This window comes from Terribacillus jepli (genome assembly GCF_047228925.1).
Classification (GTDB): domain Bacteria; phylum Bacillota; class Bacilli; order Bacillales; family Amphibacillaceae; genus Terribacillus.
This window is the reverse complement of record NZ_JBFEGH010000016.1, coordinates 1-26767: the sequence shown is the minus strand read 5'-3', so window position 1 is coordinate 26767 and position 26767 is coordinate 1. Positions and strand designations below refer to the sequence as shown.

Here is a 26767-nt window from a genome sequence, read left to right as displayed (position 1 = left end):
TGATTTACACTCTAAACGTTGACGCTGCGTAAACCGCAAGCCTTTTTTCAAAGAAAAAAAGACAAACAGATAAAATCAGTTTGTCTAAAGTGTGCTTCGCCACACTGAGGCAGGAAGCTGCTTTTCACGCAAAACCTCGATAAGCGGATATGGCTGCAAATCCAGTTGTTCAAGTTCGGCCGGCTTCGCCCAAAAGAAACGAAGATGCGGCTCCTTGCTCTCGATCTGTTCGCTATCAATCACCGCTTCAAATACATGCGTCAATTCAAAATGCGTTGTATCTCCGTGCTGCCAGCTATGTTCAAAGTCTCCGAGAAAGTGAACGACTTTCCCATCCACACCCAATTCCTCCTGCAGCTCTCGCAGCAAAGCCGATTCAGCACCTTCCCCGATCTCGACATGACCACCGGGCAAGAAGCTATTTTGCCACCCGTCTGCCTTGGCAAGCAAGATTCTGTCGCCTTTTTGGATAACAGCTCGGGCAAGGCGGTGAAATTCTTTCTTTTTCATATAATGCCAGTCTCCTTAGAAGAAATCATAAATATACGGCTCACGCCTCGGGATACTATACTCCAATTCTTTGACCATCTCTTTTGGTCCATCGATCAAACCAGCCTGCCACAGGACAAGCGGACGCTTGTAGCCGAACATTATAGCAGAGAGCAGGTTGATCGATAACTTGATTCCACTGGACTCAGAAGATGTCTTAGCTTTTCCATCTTGAAAAACAAATGTCCGGTTATGTTCCTTGATGATGGGATCCTCCACTTGAAGCACAACACCTGCTGGATCCTCCTGCCAATCATACTTATCGAAGAAAGCAGGAATATCAACAATTCGAGCCATAAAGTATGGATAATGCTTCACTGCAAGTTCGGGATCCGGCAGCATGAAAACGAGTGGATCATGCGGCGGCAAATCCAGCGTAACCTCTTCAAACATGGAATCATGCTGCGCAATGAAGTTCCACAAACCGATGCGTGCATCTGCCGTAAGAGCAACAAATTCTGGAATAGCTAGTTTGTCACGAGATGCAATCTCATAAATGATGTATCCCTGCGCCTTCCCATCAGCATCCCGATAAAGGGCGATGAAGTCATGATCACCGTAAAAACGCTGTTTCCACCAGGAAGCACCCCGTGCAAGCATGCCGCTGTATGTAGCTGCATAAGCCGTATAGATATCCTCGATTTCCTGTGAATGTCCTTCCTTCTTCACACGTTCGATTTTTCCATCCACCGGCGCCATCCGCACAAGATCTTTTTTCTTCAGTGTGTAAATCGTACGATCTGTGAATAGCTCATAGCCAAATCGACGATAAAAATCGACATAGAAAGGATGCAGCATGGAAACAGGCATCCCTTGCCTTCGCATGTGATAAAGCGTATCAGTCAAAAGCTGCTTGATATAGCCATTCCGACGGTATTCAGGATAGGTAGCTACACCCGCAATACCGCCCATTGGAATCGTCTGCTCACCGAGTCTTATCGCTAACGGCAGCAAATGCAGCTTAGCAGCCAGTTTCCCATCTTCCTTGATTCCGTAAAGCTGCTGATACTGATCCATCTGCCCCAGTCTTTCATCCCGCGTATCTTCCGTGATGCGATACCGGAAGGCATACTCCGACATTTGCATTGCCGCTTCCAAATCATGCATTTGTAACCGTTCTGTCTTCATCCTGATCCCTCCTCCATTTTTCCTTTTTACTATAGCATACGTATTCCAGAAGATTACCATTGACCCGTGTTTGTATCGATTTATTGTTTACTGTTTTTTTTATAGGTTTTTGCCTTATCCCTCTTTCTTACTTTCTTCTGCTTGCAAAGCTACATCCCCTTTTGCAAAATGAATGCGACATCCGCCTTTCGTATGCTTTCCTTCGACCCTGATGGAGTAACGCCGGTGTTTCGTTTTAGCTGTAACCTTCCCTTGCGCGTCTTCAGAGAATGTTTCTCGCCAGATCAGCCGTTTACGGTCACGCCATTCCAACATCAATTCCCCTTCCTCTACTTCCACTTCATAGGAGAGTGTTACCATGTGATCCGGCTTAAATTTAAAATAATAATAATCAAAACCATTGAATTTACCATAAGTGATACTTAACTGCTGTTTGGATTGCTTATATGTAAAATCCTTCTTACTCACTATTTTGACTACCCGAAGCCTTATCAATAAGCCAATTATTATCAAGAAAATGATAATAGCTATAACATTTGAGAGCAATTAGTTCCGTCCTTTCAATACAATTAGTCCAGACTATACCAATATAAATGATTCTGCTTCCCCATGATTGTCAAGTTATGAAAAAAAGAGCGCCGATGCGGCGCTCTTTTCGTCTTTCTTATCGCTTGTTCATATCATTCGGATGTGCACCTTTGCGGCGGCCTGCATCCAATTTGTTGATTGCATCCATATCTTCAGCAGAAAGCTCGAAGTCGAATACTTGGAAGTTTTCTTCGATACGGGATGGTGTAACGGATTTCGGAATGACGATTGTGTCATTCTGAAGATGCCAGCGAAGCACGACTTGCGCTGCTGTTTTGCCAAGCTTTTCAGCGATTGCTGTCACGACTTCATCCTTCAGTACATCGCCGCCCTGATCCAGCGGGCTCCACGCTTCCAAGAATATATCATGCTTCTTGCAGAACTCTTTTAGTTCGTTTTGTGCCAAGTACGGGTGGCATTCGACTTGGTTCAATACTGGAGTGATTTCTGTTTCTTTCATCAGGCGTTCGAGATGCTCAATCTCAAAGTTGCATACGCCGATTGCTTTCACGCGGCCATCTTTGTAAAGCTTCTCCAATGCTTTGTAAGTATCCACATACTCATCATATTGCGGTGTCGGCCAGTGGATAAGATAAAGATCCACATAATCCAGACCAAGACGCTCCAGGCTCGCTTCAAATGCTGCGATTGTGTTGTCATATCCTTGATCGGAGTTCCACACTTTTGTCGTGATGAACAAATCTTCTCTGTTCACGTTCGCTTCCTTGATCGCTTTGCCGACGCCTTCTTCATTTTTGTAAATCATAGCTGTGTCGATGCTTGTATAACCAACTTCAAGTGCTTTTGCTACTGCAGCAGTTGCTTCTTCGTTTCCTACTTGCCATACTCCAAAGCCAAGCTGTGGCATTTTCAAGCCATTGTTAAGTGTTACATAGTTCATTGAAAGCACTCCTTTAGCGGTTTTTATCGTATTTAGTATAGCGTTGCCTGCATAGGCTGTCATGTAAAATGCCTATGCGGTCACACGACCTCCAACGGTACTTTCGACGTTGGCGGCAGGAATTCCTTGTTCAATTTTGCATGATCTTCTTTATTCAATACAAGATTTCCAGCCTCAGCATTCTCCACCACATGAGCAGCCTGCCCCGATTTCGGAATGCTGAGAACCTGGCCAGACTGGATCGTCCATGCTAAGGCGATTTGAGAAACGGACACTTCATATATTTTTGCTAGTTCCCGGACTGCAGCATTCTGCAGAATCTCCTTCCGGTCACCTTGTGCCAATGGACAATACGCCATGATCGGAATACCTTTTTCCTTATGCCATGGCATCAAATCATATTCGATCCCTCTAGCTGTGAGATTATAGAGCACTTGATTGACTGCACAATTCTTTCCGTTCTCGACATTCCACAACTCTTCCATATCATCAGTATCGAAATTCGATACGCCCCAGCGTTTGATTTTCCCAACTCCCTTCAGCTGTTCAAAAGCAGCTACCGTTTCAGCAAGAGGCACTGCTCCGCGCCAGTGCAGCAGATACAAATCCAAATAATCAGTGCCCAAGCGCTCCAGGGAACGATTACATGCCTCCAGTACATCCTCATATGCTGCATTGGAAGGCAGCACTTTTGAAACGAGGAAGACTTCATCTCTTCTATTAACAATAGCTTCCCTTACAAGACACTCCGATCGGCCCTTTCCGTACATTTCCGCTGTGTCAATCACCAAAAGTCCTTGATCGATGCCAGTGCGCAAAGCTTGGATTTCATCATGACGCTTCGACCCATCATCCCCCATGTTCCATGTACCTTGTCCAATCGCAGGTATTTCCGTTCCATCCGGCAGCTTAATCATCCTCATCATCTACTCCTCCTTATTACTTATTTTTTCCCTCCAAGCATTCTTTATCAAACGTTTGTCCAATTGCAACGGCATCTTACTGCCCCCTATTGGCAGGATACACCACCTGCTATTGTTTTTCCTGAGTCGACCGTTACACTGAAAATACCAACAATAAAAACAGGAGGTTTGCCATGAAAATCACAATCCAGGAGGACGATAATTGCAAGGAAACAGAAGTGCAGATCACCTGTCGCCAAGCCAATTCGCGAATTCTTGAATTGGTCAGAATGCTATCGGCATCCAGCCAAGAAAGATTGTCTGGCGAGCGGAATGGCGAGTTGCATCTCCTCCAGCCGGAAAGCCTTTATTATATCGAGTCCGTAGATAATACGGTATTTCTCTATGACAAGGATGCTGTTTATCAATCCTCGTTAAAGCTGTACCAAATCGAGGATGCGAACTACAGCCCCGATCTGATACGTGTTTCCAAATCTGTCATCCTAAACCTCGCGAAGGTGGAGAAACTGAAGCCCGCACTTGGCCGCAAGCTGACCGCCACCCTGACAAACGGAGAAAAGTTAGTGATTTCTCGACAATACGTACCGCAGCTCAAACGTAAACTCGGAATAGGAGGGAGGAATAAATCATGAAAACATTCGTAAATTTCATTCAAAGTTGGGGCATCATGTTCATGTTTTCCATTTTTGCAACCAGCATATATATCTATGTGTTTATTGGAAATAAGGAAATGGCTATTGCTTTCGTACCTCAAACTGCACTAATCACTTTCGTACTGACTTGGATACAAAAACTAATCTTTAGCCGCCGTGCGAATGAATCAAACTTTTTAATCCGCACCTTCCTATACCTCTTGGTCGTCTTAAGTGCCTTCACAGGGGCTGCTTTCTTTTTCGACTGGTTTGATACAGGCAACTGGAAGCTGCTCGGATTATTATTTGCTCTTGTTATCTTTATTTATATCATCCTGTGGGGCATTTACCATCTAATTCAAACCGTTGAGACAAAGCAGTTAAATGAAGAACTCGCTAATTATAAAAGGAAGAAGCGTGAAATGGATGAAAATCATTGACATCAAGAATCTGACAAAATCCTATGACAAGTCAAAAGCTGTAGATGATTTAACATTTAATGTAGAGAAAGGCCATCTATTCGCATTCCTGGGCGTAAATGGTGCAGGGAAATCAACCACCATCCACATGATTGCTACCCGTCTGCGGCAATCAGCAGGATCAATCCTCGTCGACGGGTTCCGCGCGGGTAAAGACGATGCAGAAATCCGCAAGCGTATCGGTCTCGTTTTTCAAGACAATGTACTGGATGATGTTCTTACCATTAAGGAAAATCTCGAGATGTGGGGACGATTTTATGGCATGACGAAAACAGATACGCAAACCAGCATTTCATGGGTCACCGATACCTTGCAGCTTGCCCCAATCTTGAAAAAGCAATTCCGTCATTTGTCTGGAGGGCAGAAACGGCGTGCAGAAATTGCCCGGGCACTGCTTCATCGACCAGCAATCCTGTTTTTGGATGAACCGACAACCGGTTTGGATCCCCAAACCAGGGTGGACGTATGGAAAACAGTTGCCAGCCTGCAGCAGCAGCTCCAAATGACTGTGTTCCTGACGACACATTACATGGAAGAAGCCGCTGAAGCGGATCAGATTGTTGTAGTCGATAAGGGAAAGATCAAAGCACAAGGAACGCCAGCTGAATTAAAGCGGGAATATGCCACAGATACACTGCGCCTCCAAGTGGATGAACCCGCATATGCAAATGCATTATTAGATGAACTATCCCATCACTATATCCGGAAACAAGGTTACTTTCAGATTTCTGTACCAAATAGCCTGACAGCTTATCACATCCTCCGGCAGCTGGAGGGTAATGTAACGGATTTCGAATTAATCAAAGGCAGCCTTGACGATGTTTTCATTAATTTAGTAAAGGAGCATACCCATGCAAACAATTTGGCAGCTGACAACACGTTCTAACCGACTGTATTTCCGCGACAAGACTGCTGTTTTCATGTCTTTACTGACCACTGGGATCATCATTGTGCTTTACTTGCTGTTCCTGGCCGATGTAACAACTGATTCAGCCCAGCAAGCAGCCCAAGGAGCAACTGGCATGAAAGCCTTGATGCAAAGCTGGCTATTGGCAGGGATCATCGTCGTCATCTCACTGACAGTCACGCTATCGGTATTGGGTACGATGATCGAGGATGCTGCCAGTAATCAGTTGCACGCGTTGCTCATCACACCAATCACGAGAACACAATTGGTTATTGGATATCTATTATCTGCGTGGCTCATTGCTGTCGTGTTTTCTGTTGGTGCCCTGCTTATTTCCCAAGGCTATTTTTGGCTAAGTGATAAGCCTACCATTACTTTGAGCAGCCTAATCGCAGCAATCGGACTGATTATGCTGATCACCTTTTCTTCTGCGGCGTTTCTATTTGCAATAACTGTTCCAATCCAATCCCGAAAATCTTTTTCATCCATGGGCACGTTGGTCGGAACCTTATCCGGGTTTCTGCTCGGCATTTACATCCCGATTGGCCAGCTGCCTGCATTCGTCCAGGAAATCACGAAGTTCTTCCCGCCGACGTATGGCGTCGCAGCACTTCGCGACGTCCTGATGCAGCCCGCAATGGAAATCACTTTCGCCGAAGCCCCAATCTCTATTTTAGATGGATTCAAAGAAACATTCGGCTTGCAAATCACTTTATTCGATTCTGTTACGCAGCTACCTGTCATTCTAGGTATCCTGGCTATGACAGGTATCATTTTTCTAAGCCTTGGCATTTGGATGCGTTCTGTTCGGATGTGAATTGAGCATAATCAGCTGCTAGTTTATTTACCAAGGCACCATAAAAAAGCCAGTACACACGTTAAAGATGTGTACTGGCTTTTTTATATTCAATAATTCCCTATTAGCTTAGTTCATATTAATTCAAACGCTTGTTTGACTTCCCTTTTCGATAAAAATCTACTCTTGCAGGTATCGATATAAAGTCGTCTTACTTATGCCAGTCTCGATGGTAATGTCCGCAATCGTATATTTCTTGCTGCGATACATGTCAATCGCCTTTTGAACATTCCTATCAGGCTTGCGCGGCCTGCCGCCTGTCCGGTTCCTTGATTTAGCTTCAGACAAACCTGCCTTGGTTCTCTCTCCGACCACTTCTTTCCGGAAATCAGCAATCTGTTCCAGGTGCTGAAAAAACGAATCTCCCCTAGTATCGATGCTGTCTTCAATCGATATTAGAGCTGCTTGCTTTTCCTTCAGATTTCGACAAATTTCGATTAGATGTTTTGTCGAATTGGCTAAACTGTACAATTTGCGTACAACCAGTACATCGCCTGGCTGCAGCTCCTCCAATAGTTCCTCCAACAAAGGCTGTCCTTGTACGTCTTCCCTTTCCTCTATCACTGTTTCACAGCTCCGGATTTCTGGTGGCTGCTGTCTCCATTTTTCTTGTAAAAATTCCCTTATATATGCGATTTTCATTCTAAATCACTCCAAACAATGTACCAAAAACGTTAGTTTTGGTTCACAAAATACTTCAATCATGTTACAGTAAGCTTATCAAAATTCGGACCCGACTTCTATGAGACTTGGAAGTCAACAAAATAAATAAAAACGAGGTGTATGTAGATTGTCAGAAACAAAACTGAATAAACAATGGTTTGGAAATATCCGTGGTGATCTCCTGTCCGGGATTGTCGTTGCCTTGGCTTTGATTCCGGAAGCGATCGCCTTTTCCATCATCGCAGGTGTGGACCCGATGGTCGGATTATATGCATCATTCTCCATGGCCGTCATCATTGCCATTGTCGGCGGAAGGCCCGCCATGATCTCTGCTGCAACAGGCGCAATGGCATTATTGATGGTGACATTGGTTAAAGAACACGGCTTACAGTATTTATTTGCCACTACTATCCTTACAGGCGTCCTGCAGCTCTTATTCGGCGTCTTAGGTATTGCCCGATTCATGAAATTCATTCCGCGTTCGGTCATGATCGGATTCGTGAACGCACTTGCCATCCTGATTTTCATGGCGCAAGTTCCGCATTTCATCGGGATCAATACGACCACTTATATCGTAGTTGGTGTCACACTTGCCATCATTTACCTGTTCCCTTACATTACAAAAGCCGTACCGGCGCCGCTTGTAGCCATATTGGCAATAACGATCTCAAGCATAGTCCTGCATCTTGATGTCCGGACGGTTGGTGACCTGGGAGAAATCAAGCAGGCTTTACCTTCTTTCTTGATTCCTGATATCCCATTCAATTGGGAGACTTTGCAAATCATCTTCCCAACGGCATTGGCACTATCGATCGTCGGGTTGCTGGAATCCTTGTTGACTGCATCGATCGTTGATGACATGACGGATACGGCTAGCAACAAGAACAAAGAAGCTCGCGGACAGGGTATCGCCAATATCGTGACAGGCTTTTTCGGCGGCATGGCTGGCTGTGCGATGATCGGACAGTCCGTCATCAATGTTAAATCCGGGGGCCGAGGACGTCTTTCCACTCTTGTTGCAGGAATCTTCCTGATGTTCCTCATCCTTGTTTTAGGAGATTGGGTCGTCATGATTCCAATGCCTGCGCTTGTCGGTGTCATGATCATGGTTTCCATCGGTACGTTTGATTGGTACTCACTGCGCAGCCTGACACGTGTTCCATTATCGGATTCGGCTGTCATGGTTGTAACCGTCGTCGCGGTGGTAGCTACACATAACTTATCCATCGGTGTATTCATCGGTATCCTGCTAAGTGCCATTTTCTTCGTTGCCAAGATTTCAAAAGTGAAGGTAGAAAAAAGTCCTGGAACAACAAAAGATCATATCCGATACGCTATCACAGGCCAGCTGTTCTTTGCCTCGGTCACCGATTTTACGAATAGCTTTTCTTACGAAGGCAATCTGAAGCAAGTGACCCTTGATTTTACCAATACCCATATCTGGGATGACTCCGCAGTGGCAGCAATCGATAAAATCATGCTAAAATTCATGGAGAAAGGTACGACTGTCACTTTGGAAGGCTTGAATAATGACAGTCAGGCGCTTATGAGCAGATTGACAACTAGCGATTCAGCATATGTGAAAGTATCAAACCATTAAAAGGCGGTGCATCCATGTATAAGAAGATCGTAGTGGCAATCGACGGATCTGATCATTCGTTTCTCGCAGCAGAGCACGCAATCCAGCTGGCAAAGCTGCAGCCCGAAGCACATGTTGAAGGGATTCAAGTCCTGGATTATGAGAAGACAAAAGCAGATGTCCTGCACAGCAGTGACCCAATCCAGCTGCAAAGCAAGCGCGACGAAAGGCTCCAGCGCTTCCGCGATGCATTCGAAGCTGCATCCATCGATTACAAACTAATCATGAAGCACGGCGAACCTGCTCCGATGATCCTTGAGCATGCCCGTGACACGAAAGCCGATCTCATCATCATCGGCAGCCGGGGGCTGAATCCTCTTCAGGAAGTCGTACTCGGCAGCGTCAGCAGCCGTGTCGCAAAACGCGCCAAATGTTCTGTGCTGATCGTCAAATGACTGACAACGGTTGCCGGCATATCCCGGCAGCCTTTTTATATGCCCAAAACAGGAGTGATACGATGAAGATACGAAAACTTACCCCATCAGAGACACCCCCTATGGAACTGCTGCTCGAGGCAGACCCATCTCGTCCAAAAATAGAATCCTATCTTTCCAAAGGAAGCAGCTTTGTTGCAGAAATAGAGAATCATATCGTCGGCATATATGTCTTACTGCCGATCAGTCAAAAAATGGCCGAGATCATCAATATCTCTGTAAGTGAAGACAATCAAGGAATGGGAATCGGTAAATATCTTATCCGCCATGCCATTGAACAGGCCCGTTCACAAGGATTCACTATCTTGGAAGTGGGAACCGGCAACTCCAGTATCAATCAAATCGCTTTCTACCAGAAATGCGGCTTTCGCATGACAGAGATCGATCAGGATTATTTCCTCCGGCATTATGAAGAACCGATTTATGAAAATGGTATCCAGTGCCGAGACATGATTCGTTTTTCTTGTAAACTATAAATGCAGCTGTTCTTATCTTTAGCATTTTTATAATAAACTTCCAGTTCTCCAAATTAATTCCCTCAATCATCTAGATATTTAGTAGGATAATATTATAATAAGAATGCTGTCTTTATTTGTTCTTATATTATTTATTCTGACGAGACAGAGAGAGGAGAATTTATGAAGTACTGTAAAGAATGCGGTAAAGAGTTGAAGCCCGGCGCTCAATTCTGTAATGACTGCGGCACACGCGTAGATAGCAGCCCTGCTCCTCAGCGCCAGCAGCAAGCTGCGCCAAAGAAAAAAATGAGCAGGAAAAACAAGATCATTTTGTGGAGTGCCATCGCAGCTGTCGTCATCTTAATAACCGGTTATAAGACAGGGGAAGCTTTTACCTCAAAAGAAAGATTGCTTGAAAAGTTCGAAACAGCTGTGGACAAAAAGGACGCAAAGGCACTAGCAAAAGTCATTTCCACAGATGATAACAAACTCAAGATAAACGATAAAACGGTCAAAGGTCTAATTACATACTATGATGAGAATCCGGAAGAATTCGACATGCTGGTTGATGATCTCCATAACCAGTCTGGTACGGAAAGAAGTACCGAAGGACCAATCAATCTGAAGATGGATGGGAAAAAGCTTCTGTTTTACGATAACTATCAAATAGATGTCACTCCTTATTACATCACTTTATCCACTGATTACAAAGATACGGTACTTAAAGTTGACGGGGAAGAAGTAGGCACCGCTGATTCTGATGGTTTTGAGAAGACATTTGGTCCTTACGTTCCAGGAACACACAAGTTATCTGCCGCCCTGGCAACAGACTTCACGGAATTAGCCAAGGATGAATCCATCGATCTGATGGGGACTTCGACTGACTCATCAGCTTATCTGCAATTGGATGGAGAAGACGTAGAACTTTCTCTTGGTTTGGAAGAAATGCCAGATGTAAAAGGGAAACTTTATGTAAATGGCAAAGAAACCGAAATTGATCCATATAAAGACAGTACATTCGGTCCGGTCCTGATAGACGGATCCATGACGATGGCAGTGGAAACGGAATATCCTTGGGGAACAGCAAAAACAGAGGATGTTTCAATCGATTCCTCTTACATGAGCATACCGGCGCTGAGTGAGGACATGAAACAGCAGCTGATCGATCGCATAGTCGCTGTAAATGATCAATATGCTGAGGCGCAAGCACTTGCTGACAAAGGGAAATTGAAGGACGCAACAACCAATTACCAGGATAACGTAAAAGATATAATCGAAAGTTATACCACATGGGATGAGTCCTATCAGGGTTCCCTTCAATCTACATTGTTTGATATGGATTCATTCCTATTAGATTATAAGAATGGAAAGTGGTACGCCCAAGTAGACGCAAGTGTCACATATAAGGAAGACTGGTATGGAGAAGATGAACAACCTGAACTGACTGAGGAAACTTCGGACAACAGTTATACGCTTATCTATGATGAAAAAGCAAAGAAATGGCTTGTAAATGATGTTGGCTCCGTGTGGTCCTTGGGGGATAATACGAAAGAAGTAGTGAATGAAGAACCTACTTTATACAAACCAGATGGATCTGCCAAAACAGAGGTGGCAACAACAAGTAAAGCTGATGTTCCCGAGACTGCTTCTGCATTGATGGATAACTACTTGAATGGTTTAATTGTTGCCATCAACAATGATAGCTTTGACTCGGTAGCACCCTACATGGAAGAAGACTCTGAACTGTATAAAGCTCAGGTTGCACTTGTTGATAATCTGACTTCCAAGAGCATCACAGAAAATCTTGATGCCTATGAGATTACAGGATACAGCGAAGATGGAGACACCGCCACAATCACGACAAAAGAGACTATCACCATAAACTACAGTGATGGATCTTCTGAATCACAGCAATATGATTGGACTTATACAGCAAAAAAATCCGGTGATGACTGGAAACTTACAAAAATCGAATAAAAGAAGAGGAGACAGGCTCATCTGTCTCCTCTTTTTTTATTTAGAAGAAGAATCCTTGACCAAGGATTTGCTCGACTCTGTCCAGCATTTCTGCGATATACATGCGTTGTGCAATATATAGCACAATCATCGTACATACGACAACAAACAAAGAACTATAAGCGATATCGATTCCAGTTCTATTTCCGCGATACAAACTCACCAATACCAACACTGGCACGATAAAGAATGTCCCTATGAACCCAATTGCCGAGAACCACGTGAAAATATCGATATTAATCACGGATAGAAGGAAGCCAATTGCTACCAAACCGAGAAATGGTACTAGGTAACTTCCGTATCTTACAAGAATGGATTTAAAGTCAGCGTCCATCTTGGATAGCTTACTTGCTGCATACACCAAGGCTGCAATGATGAAAACAAAAACAGCAAAAAACAGGAAAGGTTTGATGGCAAATTCAACAAATGAAACTTGGATATTCATTTCTTCAGAACGTATAATCTCACCGATATAGCTCATCGTTCCTAATTCTTTTATCAAGTTCTTGATTCCGAAATAAACCGTTAAACCCAAGAAGACTGCAAAAAGCACCATTGTGATGATACTATTTGTAAGATTGCTTGCACCATAACGTTTGCCCGAGCTAAATGGATGTTTGATCACATCCGAAAAATAATGGAAGAATGATAACGAAACCTCTTTTGTAGCTTCTAGATATTCATTAGCCTTGGCATTATCTGCAGTTGCGGCAGCTGTATTACGGGTACTTTGTATTGATTGTCCCTGCAAAGCTGCACCGCATTTTTCACAAAACTTACTCCCTTCTGCATTCTCGTGTCCACATGACGGACAAGTAACCATAAAATCTACTCCCTTAACCAAATAATTGCACATTTCTCTATGTACTTCCTCAGTATACAGAAAATAGGACAAAAGAGGCAGTGCTTCTTACAAATCCATAAAAAAGGCATACGCGACGTATGCCCTTTCCCCCGTATACCTTCAAATGAAACGTATCTTTTCTGTAATATCTGCCTGCTTGATTTCATTGTCATGTACAGTGATCAAGACGGTGCCATATTGCAGATCATCCACTTTCTTGATGATTTCTTCCCATTTCTCTCCATTTTCCTTACTCACATCAATCATCCTTTCATCACGGATTATTTAGGGTAGGACGGTTCCGGCAGACCAAGATGCGCTCGTAATGTGCTGCCTGAATAACCCTCGCGGTAAATCCCTCTCTGCTGCAGGACTGGAACCACTGGAAAACTGCCTTAGGGAATGAGGAGTAGACGGATTCAAACTATAGCTGTCAACGTTTCTGAATAGTTTGGATGACTCCGCGGACATCAAGCCCTGCTTTAGCAGGTGTCCTGGCAGCAATCCGATAATAGCGTCCATCAGCTTCTACATGTTCTGCATGCAAATAAACAGTCTCACCAGTCGGTAAATGGACGAAAGGTACTGTTCCGCTTTTCTCGGTAAATCGGATTTCCCGTTTTACAAGGACTTCTTTTCGGTTATGAACGAGATTAGCCAAATCCTCCACGATGGCACTGGCTGTCGGCAGGGCACCGGCACCCGGTCCTTGGAGTTTCAGCTTGCCGACCAGATCCCCCTCGATACAAACCGCATTATCTACTCCATCGACGCTGTAGAGCGGATGATCAACGGATACAACCACCGGCTCGACAGATGCAGTGACTTCTCCATTTGCATTTTCAAGCGTGGCAACGTGCTTTATTTTCCATCCTTGTTCAGCTGCTGCCTGGATATCCTGTGCGGAAACCGAACGGATTCCCCTGTGCGTCACTTTTTCCCAATCCGGCTGGGCCTCGAATAATAAATCACTCAGGACCATCAGTTTATAAAAAGCATCCCAGCCATCCACATCATTGGCAGGATCTGCCTCTGCAAATCCCGATTCCTGCGCAAGCCGCAGTGCGTCTTCAAATACAAATCCTTTATCGGCCATCTCAGTCAGAATGAAATTGGAGGTGCCGTTCAGTATCGCCTCCACTTTGACAACCCGGTTGATATGGAGCAGCTGCTTCAGCGTACCGATCACCGGGACACCGCCTGCGACTGCTGCTTCGTATTCAAGCCTCACACCTTTCTCCTTGGCCAATTGCTTCAGCTCCGCGCCTCGGGACGCGATCAGCTCTTTATTCGCAGTGATGATATGGCAGCCGCGATGGATCGCCTCAGTCAAGTAACGGAAGGCAGGCTCGATACCCACACTTGCTTCGATGATAACATCAAGATCTTCGATTGCGAAAAGCTCCGCTGCTTCATCAGTGAGCAGTGCAGCTGTGACTTGCTGCGTGTATTTTTGTTTATTCCGTACCAATACTCCAGCCACCTGTACTTCTTTCCCGAAAATGGTCTGCAGATTCTCCTGATGGGATCGTATCGTCCGCCCCACTGCACTGCCTACTGTACCGTATCCTATCAATCCAATCTTAACTGCTGTCATCTATATTGCCTCCTTCGAATGTTTTTCCGCATAAAAAAAGTCCCCCTGAGAGGACAGGGAGACGAATGTAACCGCACTGTGTCTTCTCTCATCTACAGGAATTAGCACCTATACAAGTCTAAGATAACTTGCAGGTTGCCGGGCATCATCGGGCCAGTCCCTCCGCCGCTCTTGATAAGAGTTTTGTATTCGTTTGTTATGAAGGAGTTTAGCATGAATAAGACATACCGTCAACTGAAAATTCTAACAATACTATCCGACCAGGCTGTCATACAGGATACGCGCTCGGACAATATCATTTACACCGTGGATGATTGCCCGTCCATCAGCAAATAACACAATTCGGTGACCTCTGTATTGAATGGCAAGCAGGTGTTCATTGGCAGCAACATGATCGATCGAAGAGGCCCATTCTTTTGATAAAGCCGGCAGATCAAGTGATTTCTTGGCACCGGGCCGTATGTGAACAGCCTCCCTGCCGCATAATACATCGAGCCTTGTCTGTTCAGCTCCATTCAAAAAGGGCAGCACTGCATGTGTGCCGCAGCTAGGACAGCTCGAATCCCGCAGACCTCGTACATCTACCCTTGAATAATCAGCCGTCCAAATATCAAACGCACATAACTCCGCTTTAACTTTTTGACCGGATAAAAGCCGCAACGCCTGCGTCACTTGCACAGCTGCCACCCATTGGACAATCGGACCGATGATCCCTGCCGTATCACATGTTTCGCTTTGCTGCGGCAGCTGCTCCAAGAGACAATGCAAACACGGGGCATCTCCGTTGGCAAGTACCGGACACGTCACCCCATAGCTTCCGACACAAGCCCCATATAAGTAAGGAATACCATGCTTCAACGCTGCATCATTGACAAGCAAGCGTGTCTCAAAATTGTCTGTAGCATCCAGAATCACATCTGCACCTTCCATCAGCTGTTCGATATTATGATGATCGACATTTTCAATCACCGATTGCAGCTTTACATGCTGATTTATTGCCTTTAGCCGCTTTGCCGCAGCAGATGCTTTCGGCAAATAGGCAGCAGCGTCTTCTTCCGTATACAGCTGCTGGCGCTGGAGGTTATGAAGTTCGACATAATCGCGATCGATGAGTACCAGCTCCCCGATGCCCGCACGGACAAGCATCTCTGCAGAAGCAGAGCCCAATGCCCCCATACCGATCAAGACAATTTTACTTTTCCCCACCTGCGTCTGCCCTTCCTTGCCGATAAACAATTCCTGCTTCCGATAACGATCCCGCATCAAGTAAACAACCCTTCCGTCGGACTGCTTGCTACAGCATAGTTCTTCTCAGGAATCCTGCCTGCTTCAAACCCCATTCTGCCCGCATCGATTGCCAGCTTCATTGCATGCGCCATTTTAACAGGGTCTTGAGCTCCGGAAACTGCCGTATTCAGCAGGACTCCATCCGCTCCGAGCTCCATTGCGTAAGCGGCATCCTTTGGAGAGCCAATGCCCGCATCGACAATCACTGGTACACTGCACTGTTCCACGATCATACGAAGATTGAAAGGATTGATGATTCCGTTTCCTGAACCAATCGGCGATGCACCTGGCATAATAGCGTGGACTCCCAAACCTTCAAGCCGCTTGGCCAATACAACGTCATCGGATGTGTATGGCAGGACGATGAAACCCTCCGCCAATAACATTTCGGATGCACGCAGTGTTTCGACTGGATCGGGAAGCAATGTCCTATCACAGCCGATCACCTCCACCTTTACCATATCGCATAAACCAGAGGCTTTTGCCAGCTTGGCGATACGGACAGCCTCCTCGGCCGTTTTAGCCCCCGCCGTATTCGGCAGCAAGGTATACCGTTCTAAATCAAGCTGTTCGAGGAAATTCGGCTGGGATGCCTCGAAAATATCCATCCGACGCACTGCAAATGTCAGTATCTCTGCTTCTGATATAGCCACGGCCTCTTTTTGCACCTCAAAGGACGGGTATTTGCCTGTTCCCAACAACAAACGGGAAGCAAATGTCTTATCTGCAATTTGTAACATCTCGTTCATCCTCCTCCTACAAAATGGATCAGTTCGACTTTATCGCCATCTCTGATTGGCTGATCTGCATATGCAGATTTGCTGATGATTTCCTTGTTCAGTTCGACTATCACAATCCTGTTTTCCAATGAAAGTGATCCTAACAGCTGCGCGACATTCTGGATATCCGCGGATAATTCATGCTGCCTGCCATTCAGTTGAATGCTCACATCCGTACCTCCTCACCAGTATGCAGTCGGTTGACTCGAAAAGCTTTCGTCCATTCTTCAGGGACAGTATTGCCGTCAATCAAATCACTGATCATCTTACCTGTAACAGGAGCAAGCAGGATCCCATTGCGCTGGTGGCCAGCGGCAATGAACAACCCCTTCATCTCCGGATGCTCCCCGATCAGCGGCTTGCCATCGATCGTCTGAGGCCGGAGACCAGCCCAGCTTCTGAGAAACGGCATCTTATCTATCTCCGGCAGCATCTGCCTCGCTTTCTCCATGACGGTCTGTATGCCTCCAAAAGTCGGCTCTGTACTCCAATCACCCCTGACCTTCGTCGCACCGATGATCAGCTCGTTATTGTTTCGCGGAACAATGTAATGCTGATCATGGAATAAGCTGCAAGTGAGTGGCATCTGCGTATTTGTGACAGCGATGCATTCCCCTTTTACCGGATAAAGCGGTGTTCCCAAGCCCAAACGCTGCAAAAGGGCATTACTCCATACACCGCCGGCAATGACTGTATATGCAGCCTGCCATTCTCCCTTGGAAGTCTGTATCCGATATTGCCCAGCTTCGTTCACGACATCATCAACTCGAGTGAATTCATGTATACGCGCTCCAAATGTTTGGGCAGCAGAATAGAATCCTCTGCAGGCATTGGCAGGGGTGACATGCACATCGTAAGCTATATGAACAGCCCCTAGTACAGACTTTGTCAGCCCGGGCACTTCTTTTTCCGCACCAGTTTGATCAAGCCATGTCACACCTGCCAAAGAACGAATCTCGGACAGCCTAGCTTTTTCTTCCGCCGTAAACACAAGCTGCAATAATCCGCCAGTGCGCCGCTCGATATCTATTCCCGCAAGCGCACGAATATCCGTTTCCGCTTCTTCGTACAGCTTTTGACTAGTGCGGGCAAAAGAATACAGCGACGCTCCGAACTCTTTGTATTCCGAATGCGCACCCAGCATGCCCGCTGCTGCTTGTGTCGAGCCTGAACCGACTTGGCCTGCTTCAAATAAATCGACCTGGTGGCCTGCCTTCGCCAAATAATAAGCAATTGAACTGCCGATGATACCTCCTCCAACGACAGCTACCTCAGTGGATCGCTTCAAGACGCGAACACTCCTCCCTTAATTTCTTCACAGCTTCCAGCGGTTGTCTTGCTGAAAAAATGCCGCTCATCACAGCAGCACCATCCAATTCAAGCGCTTTCAATACAGCTAATCTCTCTGCGGTGATTCCTCCTATCCCATACAACGGCACTCCAACGTTCTGGCGGATTCCTCCTAGATGGGATAGCGGTTGAGGAATTTTCCCTTGCTTGCTTGCTGTCGGAAAACAATGACCATACAGCACGTATGCTGCACCAGCTGCTTCTGCCTGCGCAGCTTCCTCAAGTGAATGGATAGGAGCCCCGAACCGCATCTCAGGATAATGTCTTTTCAACTCTTTCAACGGCAGCCCATGCCCTGGAATATGCACTTGCTTGAAACCAAGCAGCATGGCTGTATCAACCCGGTCATTGATCCATAGCTTTGCCTCTGGCAGCCCTCGCTTCACCAACTCCCGGCATAGCTCATACACCACGCCAGCCGGCTTTTTCTTCTCCCGAATCTGTACATGATCGACATAAGGATGAATCTCCAGCAATATACGGAGCAAGTCAGAAGTATCATGCCTGTCATCTGTCACTGCCATCAATTTGATCACTATCACCTTCTTCATGTGAACAAGCCCGGAAGCACAAAAAACCACTCCCCCGGAGGAAAGTGGTGTGTGATCTGCGAAAAATACATACAAAAGAGCATGTAAACTCGAGTGTCTACACTTTCCTACGCAGGTCCGAACCTGTTCAGGTTATGAGGGTTTAAAGAGTCGCCACTCTTAATCTCAGCCCTTATGAAGGGATCCCCTAGTGTGAAAAACTAACTATGAACTTATCCATATCGTAGCATAAATAACATAATATGCAAGAATTTTTCAGCAATAAAAAGACCATCTGAATCAGCCAGATGGTCTCCCGAGAAAACATAGATCAGTATTTATAAGATTGTCCGCCGTCAATCGGCACAACCGCTGCATTGATGAAATTCGCTTGATCAGAAAGCAGGAATGCAACCAAAAATCCTACTTCTTCCGGCTTGCCGAATCGCTTCATCGGGTTGACGCTGACGAATTCCTTACCTGCCTCTTCCCAATTATCTCCGCCCAGCTGACGGAGCGATCCCTCAACCATTGGCGTCATGATTGCGCCAGGTGCAATTGCCTTGATACTGACACCGTATTGACCGTATTCAATACCAGAGTTGCGTGTCAATCCGACCACGCCATGCTTGCTCGCTGCATAGCCGGACTGGTTGCCTACACCGCGGATCCCTCCGACTGAGGCTGTGTTGACAACAGAACCGAAGCCCTGCTCTTTCATGACTTTCAACACATGCCGCATGCCATAGAAGACACCATTCAAATTGATGTTTACAACACGGTCAAATTCTTCCACGCCGTAATCTTCTGTGAGATTCTGTTTTCCTTCCACGCCTGCATTGTTGAAGAAACTGTCGATTTTGCCGAACTTGTCTACTGTTTGCTTCACATAAGCTTCTACTTCAGGCTCATTCGCGCAGTTTGCAACAATTGTGAGGACTTCATGCTGCAAGAACTTCCTGCTTTGTCTCTTCCAATCCTATTTCGCTCAAATCGACCAGTGAAAGCTTTGCACCCTCTTTTGCTACTTGAAGTGCTGCTGCACGACCCAGACCTGAACCGCCGCCTGTGATCAAAACTACTTTATCTTCAAAACGTTTCATGAGAATCTCTCCTTTAGTTTTTTAGATTGCAGTGAATCCGCCATCAATCGGCACAACTACACCGTTGATATAAGGTGCTTTGCCAGTCAGCAAGAAGGTGACAAGCTCCGCTACTTCTTCCGGCTGGCCAAGACGCTTCTGCGGGATTGGTTCTGTTGCATTTACGAATGCTTCCGGATTTTTCTCCTTGTACTCTCGTACCATTGGTGTTTCTGTCGTACCTGGTGCTATTGCATTCACTACAATCCCTTGCGCCGCATACTCAGCAGCCAATGTTTTCGTGATGCCGACCATCGCGTGTTTCGTCGCAGAATATGTACCGACTGTAGCCTGCCCGACAACGCCCGCTGTGGACGACGTGTTCACGATGCGCCCGCCGCCATTGGCAAGCATCACTTCCAAAACATATTTCAAACCATAAAGAGCTCCATTCAGATTGATACCTAAAACCATATCAATCTGTTCAATGGTATTATCTACAAATTTGACTCCAGGTCCCGAGATTCCTGCATTATTATAGAACATATCGATAGTACCAAATGCCTCGACTGTTTTAACTACATATTGTTTTACTTCTTCTGCTTTGCTGACATCAGCTTTTATGAAAATTGCTTTTGATCCTTTTTCTTCCACCAAGCGGACCGTTTCCCGACCAGCTGCTTCAGATACGTCAACGACGCTGATTGCGATACCTTCTTCTGCCAATCGTAAGGCGACAGCTTGCCCAAGACCGCTTCCGCCTCCCGTAATGACCGCTACTTTCTGCCTATCCATAAGCATAGCCTCCTACCTTTATAAAAAAATAGGTTAATTTACCTACTCTATATGTAAGAGCTTACACCTTTTATGAAAAAACGGTCAAGCAATTTGCAACTGCCCGGAAATTATTCTTGAACAGATACAATCAATGTGTTCATTAACTCAAGTGGTAGTATTTTTCACAGAGACGAAAGTGATGTTTTTCATGAATGCCTATCAATTGTATGCGCTGAATCAAGTTGGGGTAATGTGCGAGTGGGTCAGGATAGCGAATCCGGCCGGCAATTTGGCTCTCTATTTCGAAACCATCTTTTCGAGCTGTACTGTCTCCTTATGCAAATTTTGTTTAAGCTGATCAAATTCCAGCCTTCCCTCTATATTTTTTGGCGGCTGTAAAATGGATGGAGCTCTCATCGGTTTTCCATGCTTTTCCCGATATGCTTGATAAATATCTTCTATCTCTGTTTTAAAAGGCTTCTGCTTCCGAATGGATCCAATCGGGATATATACCTTATTCAGCTGCCTGAATCTCTTTAACAGCAAATACAAATGATAATACGTTTCCCCTATAGACCATTTTTCAGACATAGGACGGATCCATTCTATTTCTTTATATGCAAGGATTTGCTTATCGAACTTTTCCCTTTGCCGATAAATAGTGTCGAAGTGGCTCTTCATATACTTACATTTCATTCAGTCACCGCCGTAACCATCTCTTTATGAACCAGGTGTACTGGTGCAGATGGCAGTTCAGCAAGTTTCTCTTTCAAGAAATCGGGTTTTAAGGAAAGCTCTTTGATTTTGTCGATAGAAATCCATTCATAAAGAAAATTGCCGCCTTCGAGAGAAGTAACCTCACCGGTACCTTGAAGTTTATTTTCAACATCTTTCATCAAATAAATAAAACTGTATTCATGAAAAGGCCGATTCCGCAAGATGAAGAAATTCTCTACTATCCACAGCAGCCTCTCTGCCCTAGTAGGAATTCCAAGTTCCTCCTCGAACTCCCGTTCCGCAGCTTGTACTGAATCTTCCCCCAGCTGGATCCTGCCTCCAATCAGCGTCCAAAATGGATCTTTTTTATTCTTGTGTAGCAGGACATGATTATCTTTTATTAAAATGCCTGCCGTTCGGCAATTTAATACATGCTCTCCCAGATCAATCGTTAAATCCTGCATCCTGCCACTCCTTTTAGGCTTCAATTGCTTGGACAATATAAAATGGGCCAGTCCCATGATTAGAAGGCACCACTATCTTTCGTCCACTATCCGGGTAATACGCCGCATGGAAACTCACACCAGGGTCAAAACCGATAACATAATATTTCTTGATCTCTTCCGCTGCTTTTTTTATCCAGATACCGTAGCCATAACTTGTTTCTTCATCCACCTGAACATGCGGCTTCAGCAGCTCGCCCGTCAGTTCTGCGCTAAGAAGCTTATTCTGGAACAACGCATCCCAGAAATGCATCATATCAGACGCACTTACATACACGCCTCCATCAGCGCCGCCTCTTACCGGCAGTGCATATATATTGGAACGATATCCTTTTTCCTCTTTTATATAGCCGATCGCTGTATTCTCCGGTAATTTATCAAAAGCAAAATAGCCAGCTTCTGTCATTCCAGCAGGATCGAAAATATGCTTTTGGACAAATGCTGTAAAAGGCTGACCGGCCAACTCTTCCACTACTAATCCCAAAACGATGAATGCTGCATTGTTATAATGGAACTTTTCACCAGGTGAGAACTTCATCTCCTTGTTCTGGAATAAAGGCAGGAAATCCGCACCAGATTTCACTCGATACATCGGCAAGGTCTGCCATAGTTCTTCGAAGTCATCCATTTCCTCTTCATCGAAATAATCGGGAATGCCCGATGTGTGCGTCAGCAGATGGTGAATCGTCACGTCCTGATGGAAATAAGGAAACGTAATCGACAGACAATCTTTCAATTTCGTATGGAAATCCAATTTCTTTTGTTCTACCAGTTTGGCAATTGCCACAGCGGTAAAAACCTTTGCCCCTGAAGCTATTCCAAACCTTGTCTGCTTATCAAATGCCAGCTTGTCTTGCTTATTGGCATACCCATTTTGGAAGAAATAGCTTTCCTTATCTTCTTCTATATAAGCTACGCCAGAGAAATCTATTTCCTCTGCTATCTTTTTCAATCTGTTTTTCAAATCTTCCATTATTAAACCTCCCCATCTTTCGAATCTTCAAAATACTTACAGCAAATCCAAAGATCAGAGAACAGCATACAGAAGCCGCAGTGCCAAGCACCTACAATCAAGCCTTTCACGTCAAGAACATCTCTATTCCTGTCTCTCTTTTCATGGTACCATAATTGGAAATAAATGATGGATATAGAAATAATGAATGGAGCTGATTATAGTTGCATTGCTGCCCTGACAGATATACACGATAGGTTGGAAGTACAAATATTATGTAGAACAGCTGCAGAAAAAAATAAGAGCGGACAAATGATTTGCCCGCCCTTCAATTAGTTTCAATACCTAATCCTCCTAATGTTTGCAAAGTATTCATTCGGTCCATTCCTGTTATAAGGGGCTTTGCCCGTTGGATTAATGTTTGTGTCACTTCTAGGGAAAGCGAGGCCTGATGAGCTGCTTCATCTTTCCATACCTCATATACATATACTGCTTGCGGCTCTTCATTGGACACACTGACCTGATATACTTCGCATCCATCCACATCCTCCATAGCCGCTGCTGCCTCCAAAAGAATCGTACTCAATTCTTCTCTATCTTCTTTATCTACTAAGAATCTGCCAAATAAGCCGAACTTCTGCATCCGATCCAACCTTTCCTCGTAAGAGTAGTTTAAAAGAGAAATACGACATGCTTTATGTAAAATCCTTTATCCACCAGAGCGGTCATCGTGACATCATTTCAAAGAAGAAAACAAAAAAGCGGACAATTGACTTGTCCGCTTTACAATTACCTATTTTGGATTACCTTCCGTACTGGACTTCGCAAAGACCAAACCGCAAAAGCAAGTGAGATGATGACCAAGAGACTGCCGACATGCGCTGTCGTCTGCATCGAGGACGTCGCTCCATTCACCACTCCACCTACTAATGATCCCAGGGAAATACCGATCTGCAGCGCTGAATTGTTAAAGCTTTGATGAATGCCAGCAGTCTCCGCATCCGTTTCCACGATATAATTCTGCAATGGCGGTGCCAGACTCCAGCTTAGAGCAGCCCAGATTACCATTACCACTAGGAACAATGGGAAAGAAGCCGTCGAGAACGGCAGCACGAATAAAATGATGGCGAATGATGCCACCACAAGAATGATACTCACTTTAGAACCGAATTTATCCGCCAGGCTTCCCCCGAAGGCTCCACCGGCAACTGCTGCAATACCGAAGATAAAGTAGCAAATACTGATCCATTGTGTATTCAGATTCAATTCGAATTCAAGGAAAGGCGTGAAATACGCGTAAATCGTATAGTGACCTGCAAGCAAGAACAGCATCGTCAAATGGGCTGTCAGCATCTTTTTGTTCCTTAGTGCTTTCAGCTGTGATTTCAAGGATTGAACCTGTTCGACCTCGATGCGATCGAGCGTGAACGCAATCAAAATCATGGATAACAAAGCCATCAAGCCAATGAACAGAAACAGCATTCTCCAGCCGAAAGCATCACTGATGATAATACCGATCGGCACCCCAAGCACGAGCGAGGAACTGATTCCCATATAAATAAGACCAATTGCTTTTGCGCGATGCTGCGGCTGGACAATCTTCGCCGCAATAGTTAAAGAAAGAACAATGATCAATGCAGTACTCATGGCTGTAATTACACGAGCAATCATGACAAAAAGAAATGATGGACTCACATAAGTAACGACATTCCCCAACACGAACACACCTAACGTCAACAGCAAGAGCTTCTTCCGCTCAATGTTCGCTGTCAGTGTATATAATACCGGACCGGATAGCGCGTAAACCAAAGCAAACACGGTAATCAGCTGGCCAGCCTGGCCGATTGAAACATGTAAATCATCTGCAATCGTCGGCAATATTCCCCCAACGATCAATTCTACTAACCCTACCGATATAACAGAAATAGCTAATATAAAGACTCTGAAATTCAATTTCCATTTCCTTTCTATAACCTATATTCGAAAATGGCACAAAAAAAAACTCCCTGATTACAGATTAATATCTGTAATCAGGGAGTTATGGCTCCTGGTAGAGACCCTCAAACCAAATTATTGAGGTTATACAGTGTAAAACGAACGTATTCCATTTTCTTAGAGCATTATAGCAAGATACTGGCATATCTGCAAGATGGAGAAAGTATCAACGAATAGATCTTATTATTTATCAAATAATTAGATTAATATTGGTTCCGCCCTTTTATCATAAATGCCATAGATCCCGTCGCTATGATACCTGCGTAACCATATAGGTTAAAGTCTAGCCAATTGTTAACTACTACTAGAAATGAAAGCAACGATGGCGGCAATAGAAATCATATTTCCAATGCTAATAATTCATAGATTACCTCCTCCTATCAAGCAGTTTAACTAATTAGATAGACTAAACTCAATAAAGGATTTTTGTAAAATTGAGTTTTATGATTGCTTTATCGAGAAAACCCGATATACAATGGACTCATGAATACAATCGAACTATTCAAAGCTTTGTCGAATGAGAAACGACTGCAAATCCTGCATTGGCTCAAAGAGCCGGAGAAGCATTTTCCCAAGCAGCAGGCACATCTGCCAAAGGAGGTTCATTATAAGGGCGGTGTCTGTGTCGGAGACATTCAAGAAAAAGTCCAAGCTTCTCAATCCACGGTATCCCAATATTTGGCCATGATGCAGCGTGCTGGATTGCTGGAGTCCATCCGTCATAATCAATGGACGTATTACCGCAGAAATGAAGAGACATTGCAGAAGCTAGCAGCATATTTAGATAAAGAGTTATAATTGAATTGCGGGAGATCCTTTCAAGGATTTCTTTTCTTTTCACATTGAATATCGATTTATTCCGATATACAAATACACTAATGAAATGGAGCGACACAATGGCTTTAACAAAAAGACAAACTTTCTTAGCATTCACCTTAACTTTACTGACGTTCGTCATGGGAACAAGCGAATTCGTCATTGTCGGCTTACTGACGGAAGTAGCTGCTGATCTGAACGTAACCGTTGCGACAGCTGGCACACTCGTTTCCGGCTTTGCCATTGCCTACGCAATCGGTACCCCTCTTTTGACTGGCTGGGTAAGCAGGTTTGGGAAATATCCACTTATGCTGACACTGATTATTGTTTTTATTTTAGGTAATATCGTCAGCGCATTAACATCATCCTTTGGCATCCTGCTCACAGCACGTATCGTGACAGCTGCGGCAAGTGGTGTCCTCACCGCTTTAGCGATGACAATAGCAAGTGATGCCATGCCGGCAGCAAAACGTTCTTCTATCATTGCACTCATTTTTGCCGGTTTCACGATTGCCAATGTCCTCGGCGTGCCTCTTGGCACCTTTATCGGTCAATTAGGTTCCTGGCACCTGACATTCTGGGCAACAGCGCTGCTTGGGTTGATTGCCTTCATCATCAGTCTGTTTATTTTACCGAAAACAGCTGCCGGTGAGAAAAGTTCCATGCTGAAACAACTTGTCCTATTTAAAAATCCAAAAATCCTTGTCGGCTTCTTTATCCCGACATTCAGTATTGCAGGGACTTATACGATTTACACGTATATCACTCCCATCATCGAGGAAGAATTAGGCATTGCTTCCAGCTCCGTTGGAATCGTACTGCTCGCATATGGCGTCTTCTCTATCGGCAGCAACTTCCTGGCGGGTAAAATCGCCGGCCGGAACGGAATCGGGGATTTGCGTTACGCATTCATCATTCAAGCGATCATCATCGGCTCCCTTTACGTGACAATGGACATTACCATAGCTGGACTAATCAGCATCATGCTCATGGCCGTCATGATTTATGTCATGAATGCCACCATCCAAATCTACTTGATGGACGAGGCAGCAGCCTACTCGACAGCAGCCAGGGATTTCGCTTCTTCCCTTACGCCTGTGTCGGTCAATATCGGCATTACACTTGGTTCAGCTTTAGGCGGATTGGTAGTGGCCTACGGGAAGCTGCCGCATCTCGCCATTGTAGGCGGGATTTGTGCTCTTATTGCCTCTGCGCTATCGTTTGTGAGTTATCGCATGAAAGACTGAAAATAATCCATAGCAGAAAAAAAGACAGGCTTGGCCTGTCTTCAGGCTGTCGAGAAAGTCTCGACAGCCTTTTTATTTTGGGTTCATTTCTTTTTCTAACTTTTTTATAATAGAATAA

30 protein-coding genes, 1 pseudogene and 3 riboswitches are annotated in these 26767 nt (G+C 44.9%); of the genes and pseudogenes, 10 read left to right on the top strand and 21 right to left on the bottom strand.

Annotated features, from left to right (window positions below; translation table 11 throughout):
• Nucleotides 1–84: 84 nt before the first annotated feature.
• The 5 genes from AB1K91_RS16040 to AB1K91_RS16020 all read right to left on the bottom strand — a co-directional run bounded on the left by AB1K91_RS16040 (nucleotide 85) and on the right by AB1K91_RS16020 (nucleotide 4092).
• On the bottom strand, nucleotides 85–510 hold the full coding sequence (locus tag AB1K91_RS16040; protein ID WP_413091271.1) for an NUDIX domain-containing protein: 426 nt from the start codon (nucleotides 508–510) through the stop codon (nucleotides 85–87).
• Nucleotides 511–525: 15 nt separating this feature from the next.
• Complete coding sequence (locus tag AB1K91_RS16035; protein WP_413091269.1) at nucleotides 526–1677, bottom strand: GNAT family N-acetyltransferase; 1152 nt, start codon at nucleotides 1675–1677, stop codon at nucleotides 526–528.
• A gap of 114 nt (nucleotides 1678–1791) precedes the next feature.
• Nucleotides 1792–2145 carry a hypothetical protein gene (locus AB1K91_RS16030; protein WP_413091267.1) on the bottom strand — a complete coding sequence of 118 codons (354 nt, stop codon included), beginning with the start codon at nucleotides 2143–2145 and terminating at the stop codon, nucleotides 1792–1794.
• A gap of 196 nt (nucleotides 2146–2341) precedes the next feature.
• Nucleotides 2342–3166: an aldo/keto reductase gene (locus AB1K91_RS16025; protein WP_413091265.1), complete on the bottom strand. Its 825-nt coding sequence runs from the start codon at nucleotides 3164–3166 to the stop codon at nucleotides 2342–2344.
• 80 nt (nucleotides 3167–3246) lie between these two features.
• Entirely contained in the window at nucleotides 3247–4092 is an 846-nt protein-coding gene (locus tag AB1K91_RS16020; protein ID WP_413091263.1) for an aldo/keto reductase, read from the bottom strand.
• 170 nt (nucleotides 4093–4262) lie between these two features.
• Between AB1K91_RS16020 and AB1K91_RS16015 the strand changes: the two genes are divergently transcribed.
• Genes AB1K91_RS16015 through AB1K91_RS16000 form a run of 4 tightly spaced genes read left to right on the top strand, consistent with a single transcriptional unit; the run spans nucleotide 4263 to nucleotide 6924 of the window.
• Nucleotides 4263–4721 carry a LytTR family DNA-binding domain-containing protein gene (locus AB1K91_RS16015; RefSeq protein WP_413091261.1) on the top strand — a complete coding sequence of 153 codons (459 nt, stop codon included), beginning with the start codon at nucleotides 4263–4265 and terminating at the stop codon, nucleotides 4719–4721.
• A complete protein-coding gene (locus tag AB1K91_RS16010; protein WP_413091259.1) occupies nucleotides 4718–5161 on the top strand; it encodes a DUF3021 family protein in 444 nt (147 codons plus the stop codon). The genes AB1K91_RS16015 and AB1K91_RS16010 overlap by 4 nt, the downstream gene beginning before the upstream one ends.
• Nucleotides 5148–6086: an ABC transporter ATP-binding protein gene (locus tag AB1K91_RS16005; RefSeq protein WP_413091257.1), complete on the top strand. Its 939-nt coding sequence runs from the start codon at nucleotides 5148–5150 to the stop codon at nucleotides 6084–6086. Before AB1K91_RS16010 ends, AB1K91_RS16005 begins: the two co-directional genes overlap by 14 nt.
• Nucleotides 6052–6924 carry an ABC transporter permease gene (locus tag AB1K91_RS16000; protein ID WP_413091255.1) on the top strand — a complete coding sequence of 291 codons (873 nt, stop codon included), beginning with the start codon at nucleotides 6052–6054 and terminating at the stop codon, nucleotides 6922–6924. Before AB1K91_RS16005 ends, AB1K91_RS16000 begins: the two co-directional genes overlap by 35 nt.
• Before the next feature lie 159 nt (nucleotides 6925–7083).
• On the opposite strand, the gene AB1K91_RS15995 is transcribed toward AB1K91_RS16000, so the two are convergent.
• Nucleotides 7084–7605, bottom strand: a complete 522-nt coding sequence (locus tag AB1K91_RS15995) for a recombinase family protein (protein WP_413091253.1) — start codon at nucleotides 7603–7605, stop codon at nucleotides 7084–7086.
• Nucleotides 7606–7753: 148 nt separating this feature from the next.
• On the opposite strand from AB1K91_RS15995, the gene AB1K91_RS15990 reads away from it, so the two are divergent.
• The 4 genes from AB1K91_RS15990 (at nucleotide 7754) to AB1K91_RS15975 (ending at nucleotide 12134) form a co-directional block, all read left to right on the top strand.
• Nucleotides 7754–9226 carry a SulP family inorganic anion transporter gene (locus tag AB1K91_RS15990; protein WP_413091252.1) on the top strand — a complete coding sequence of 491 codons (1473 nt, stop codon included), beginning with the start codon at nucleotides 7754–7756 and terminating at the stop codon, nucleotides 9224–9226.
• 14 nt (nucleotides 9227–9240) lie between these two features.
• The gene (locus tag AB1K91_RS15985) at nucleotides 9241–9660 is read left to right on the top strand and encodes a universal stress protein (RefSeq protein ID WP_413091251.1); all 420 of its coding nucleotides are present in this window, start codon (nucleotides 9241–9243) and stop codon (nucleotides 9658–9660) included.
• A gap of 62 nt (nucleotides 9661–9722) precedes the next feature.
• On the top strand, nucleotides 9723–10175 hold the full coding sequence (locus AB1K91_RS15980; RefSeq protein ID WP_413091249.1) for a GNAT family N-acetyltransferase: 453 nt from the start codon (nucleotides 9723–9725) through the stop codon (nucleotides 10173–10175).
• Nucleotides 10176–10337: 162 nt separating this feature from the next.
• A complete protein-coding gene (locus AB1K91_RS15975) occupies nucleotides 10338–12134 on the top strand; it encodes a zinc ribbon domain-containing protein (RefSeq protein ID WP_413091247.1) in 1797 nt (598 codons plus the stop codon).
• A 40-nt stretch (nucleotides 12135–12174) separates the two neighbouring features.
• On the opposite strand, the gene AB1K91_RS15970 is transcribed toward AB1K91_RS15975, so the two are convergent.
• The 15 genes and pseudogenes from AB1K91_RS15970 to AB1K91_RS15900 form a co-directional block, all read right to left on the bottom strand.
• Complete coding sequence (locus tag AB1K91_RS15970; protein ID WP_413091246.1) at nucleotides 12175–12996, bottom strand: zinc ribbon domain-containing protein; 822 nt, start codon at nucleotides 12994–12996, stop codon at nucleotides 12175–12177.
• 141 nt (nucleotides 12997–13137) lie between these two features.
• Nucleotides 13138–13275, bottom strand: a complete 138-nt coding sequence (locus AB1K91_RS15965) for a DUF2292 domain-containing protein (protein ID WP_413091244.1) — start codon at nucleotides 13273–13275, stop codon at nucleotides 13138–13140.
• A gap of 175 nt (nucleotides 13276–13450) precedes the next feature.
• A complete protein-coding gene (locus tag AB1K91_RS15960) occupies nucleotides 13451–14614 on the bottom strand; it encodes a homoserine dehydrogenase (RefSeq protein ID WP_413091242.1) in 1164 nt (387 codons plus the stop codon).
• 85 nt (nucleotides 14615–14699) lie between these two features.
• A riboswitch (SAM riboswitch) is annotated at nucleotides 14700–14795 on the bottom strand.
• A 71-nt stretch (nucleotides 14796–14866) separates the two neighbouring features.
• On the bottom strand, nucleotides 14867–15877 hold the full coding sequence (locus AB1K91_RS15955; protein ID WP_413091240.1) for a ThiF family adenylyltransferase: 1011 nt from the start codon (nucleotides 15875–15877) through the stop codon (nucleotides 14867–14869).
• A complete protein-coding gene (locus tag AB1K91_RS15950; RefSeq protein WP_413091238.1) occupies nucleotides 15877–16641 on the bottom strand; it encodes a thiazole synthase in 765 nt (254 codons plus the stop codon). The genes AB1K91_RS15955 and AB1K91_RS15950 overlap by 1 nt, the downstream gene beginning before the upstream one ends.
• A 5-nt stretch (nucleotides 16642–16646) precedes the next feature.
• Entirely contained in the window at nucleotides 16647–16850 is a 204-nt protein-coding gene (gene thiS / locus AB1K91_RS15945) for a sulfur carrier protein ThiS (RefSeq protein ID WP_413091236.1), read from the bottom strand.
• Nucleotides 16847–17968, bottom strand: a complete 1122-nt coding sequence (gene thiO / locus AB1K91_RS15940; RefSeq protein ID WP_413091234.1) for a glycine oxidase ThiO — start codon at nucleotides 17966–17968, stop codon at nucleotides 16847–16849. Before thiO ends, thiS begins: the two co-directional genes overlap by 4 nt.
• Nucleotides 17952–18581: a thiamine phosphate synthase gene (locus AB1K91_RS15935; RefSeq protein WP_413091232.1), complete on the bottom strand. Its 630-nt coding sequence runs from the start codon at nucleotides 18579–18581 to the stop codon at nucleotides 17952–17954. Before AB1K91_RS15935 ends, thiO begins: the two co-directional genes overlap by 17 nt.
• An 87-nt stretch (nucleotides 18582–18668) precedes the next feature.
• A riboswitch (TPP riboswitch) is annotated at nucleotides 18669–18780 on the bottom strand.
• A 111-nt stretch (nucleotides 18781–18891) separates the two neighbouring features.
• Nucleotides 18892–19663: pseudogene (locus tag AB1K91_RS15930) on the bottom strand (SDR family oxidoreductase).
• Between the two features lie 21 nt (nucleotides 19664–19684).
• On the bottom strand, nucleotides 19685–20437 hold the full coding sequence (locus tag AB1K91_RS15925) for an SDR family NAD(P)-dependent oxidoreductase (RefSeq protein ID WP_413091230.1): 753 nt from the start codon (nucleotides 20435–20437) through the stop codon (nucleotides 19685–19687).
• A 279-nt stretch (nucleotides 20438–20716) separates the two neighbouring features.
• The gene (locus AB1K91_RS15920; protein ID WP_413091228.1) at nucleotides 20717–21115 is read right to left on the bottom strand and encodes a DinB family protein; all 399 of its coding nucleotides are present in this window, start codon (nucleotides 21113–21115) and stop codon (nucleotides 20717–20719) included.
• Nucleotides 21112–21600, bottom strand: a complete 489-nt coding sequence (locus AB1K91_RS15915; RefSeq protein ID WP_413091227.1) for an NUDIX hydrolase — start codon at nucleotides 21598–21600, stop codon at nucleotides 21112–21114. Before AB1K91_RS15915 ends, AB1K91_RS15920 begins: the two co-directional genes overlap by 4 nt.
• Nucleotides 21601–21613: 13 nt before the next feature.
• On the bottom strand, nucleotides 21614–22612 hold the full coding sequence (locus AB1K91_RS15910) for a serine hydrolase domain-containing protein (RefSeq protein WP_413091226.1): 999 nt from the start codon (nucleotides 22610–22612) through the stop codon (nucleotides 21614–21616).
• Nucleotides 22613–22919: 307 nt separating this feature from the next.
• Complete coding sequence (locus AB1K91_RS15905; RefSeq protein ID WP_413091224.1) at nucleotides 22920–23234, bottom strand: putative quinol monooxygenase; 315 nt, start codon at nucleotides 23232–23234, stop codon at nucleotides 22920–22922.
• Between the two features lie 146 nt (nucleotides 23235–23380).
• Entirely contained in the window at nucleotides 23381–24544 is a 1164-nt protein-coding gene (locus AB1K91_RS15900) for an MFS transporter (RefSeq protein WP_413091222.1), read from the bottom strand.
• Nucleotides 24545–24598: 54 nt separating this feature from the next.
• A riboswitch (purine riboswitch) is annotated at nucleotides 24599–24698 on the bottom strand.
• A 371-nt stretch (nucleotides 24699–25069) separates the two neighbouring features.
• On the opposite strand from AB1K91_RS15900, the gene AB1K91_RS15895 reads away from it, so the two are divergent.
• Together AB1K91_RS15895 and AB1K91_RS15890 are read left to right on the top strand one after the other, a co-directional pair.
• Nucleotides 25070–25384 (top strand): ArsR/SmtB family transcription factor, encoded by a 315-nt coding sequence (locus AB1K91_RS15895; protein WP_093728003.1) that lies wholly within the window; start codon nucleotides 25070–25072, stop codon nucleotides 25382–25384.
• A 98-nt stretch (nucleotides 25385–25482) separates the two neighbouring features.
• The gene (locus AB1K91_RS15890; protein WP_413091221.1) at nucleotides 25483–26649 is read left to right on the top strand and encodes an MFS transporter; all 1167 of its coding nucleotides are present in this window, start codon (nucleotides 25483–25485) and stop codon (nucleotides 26647–26649) included.
• Nucleotides 26650–26767: the final 118 nt, after the last annotated feature.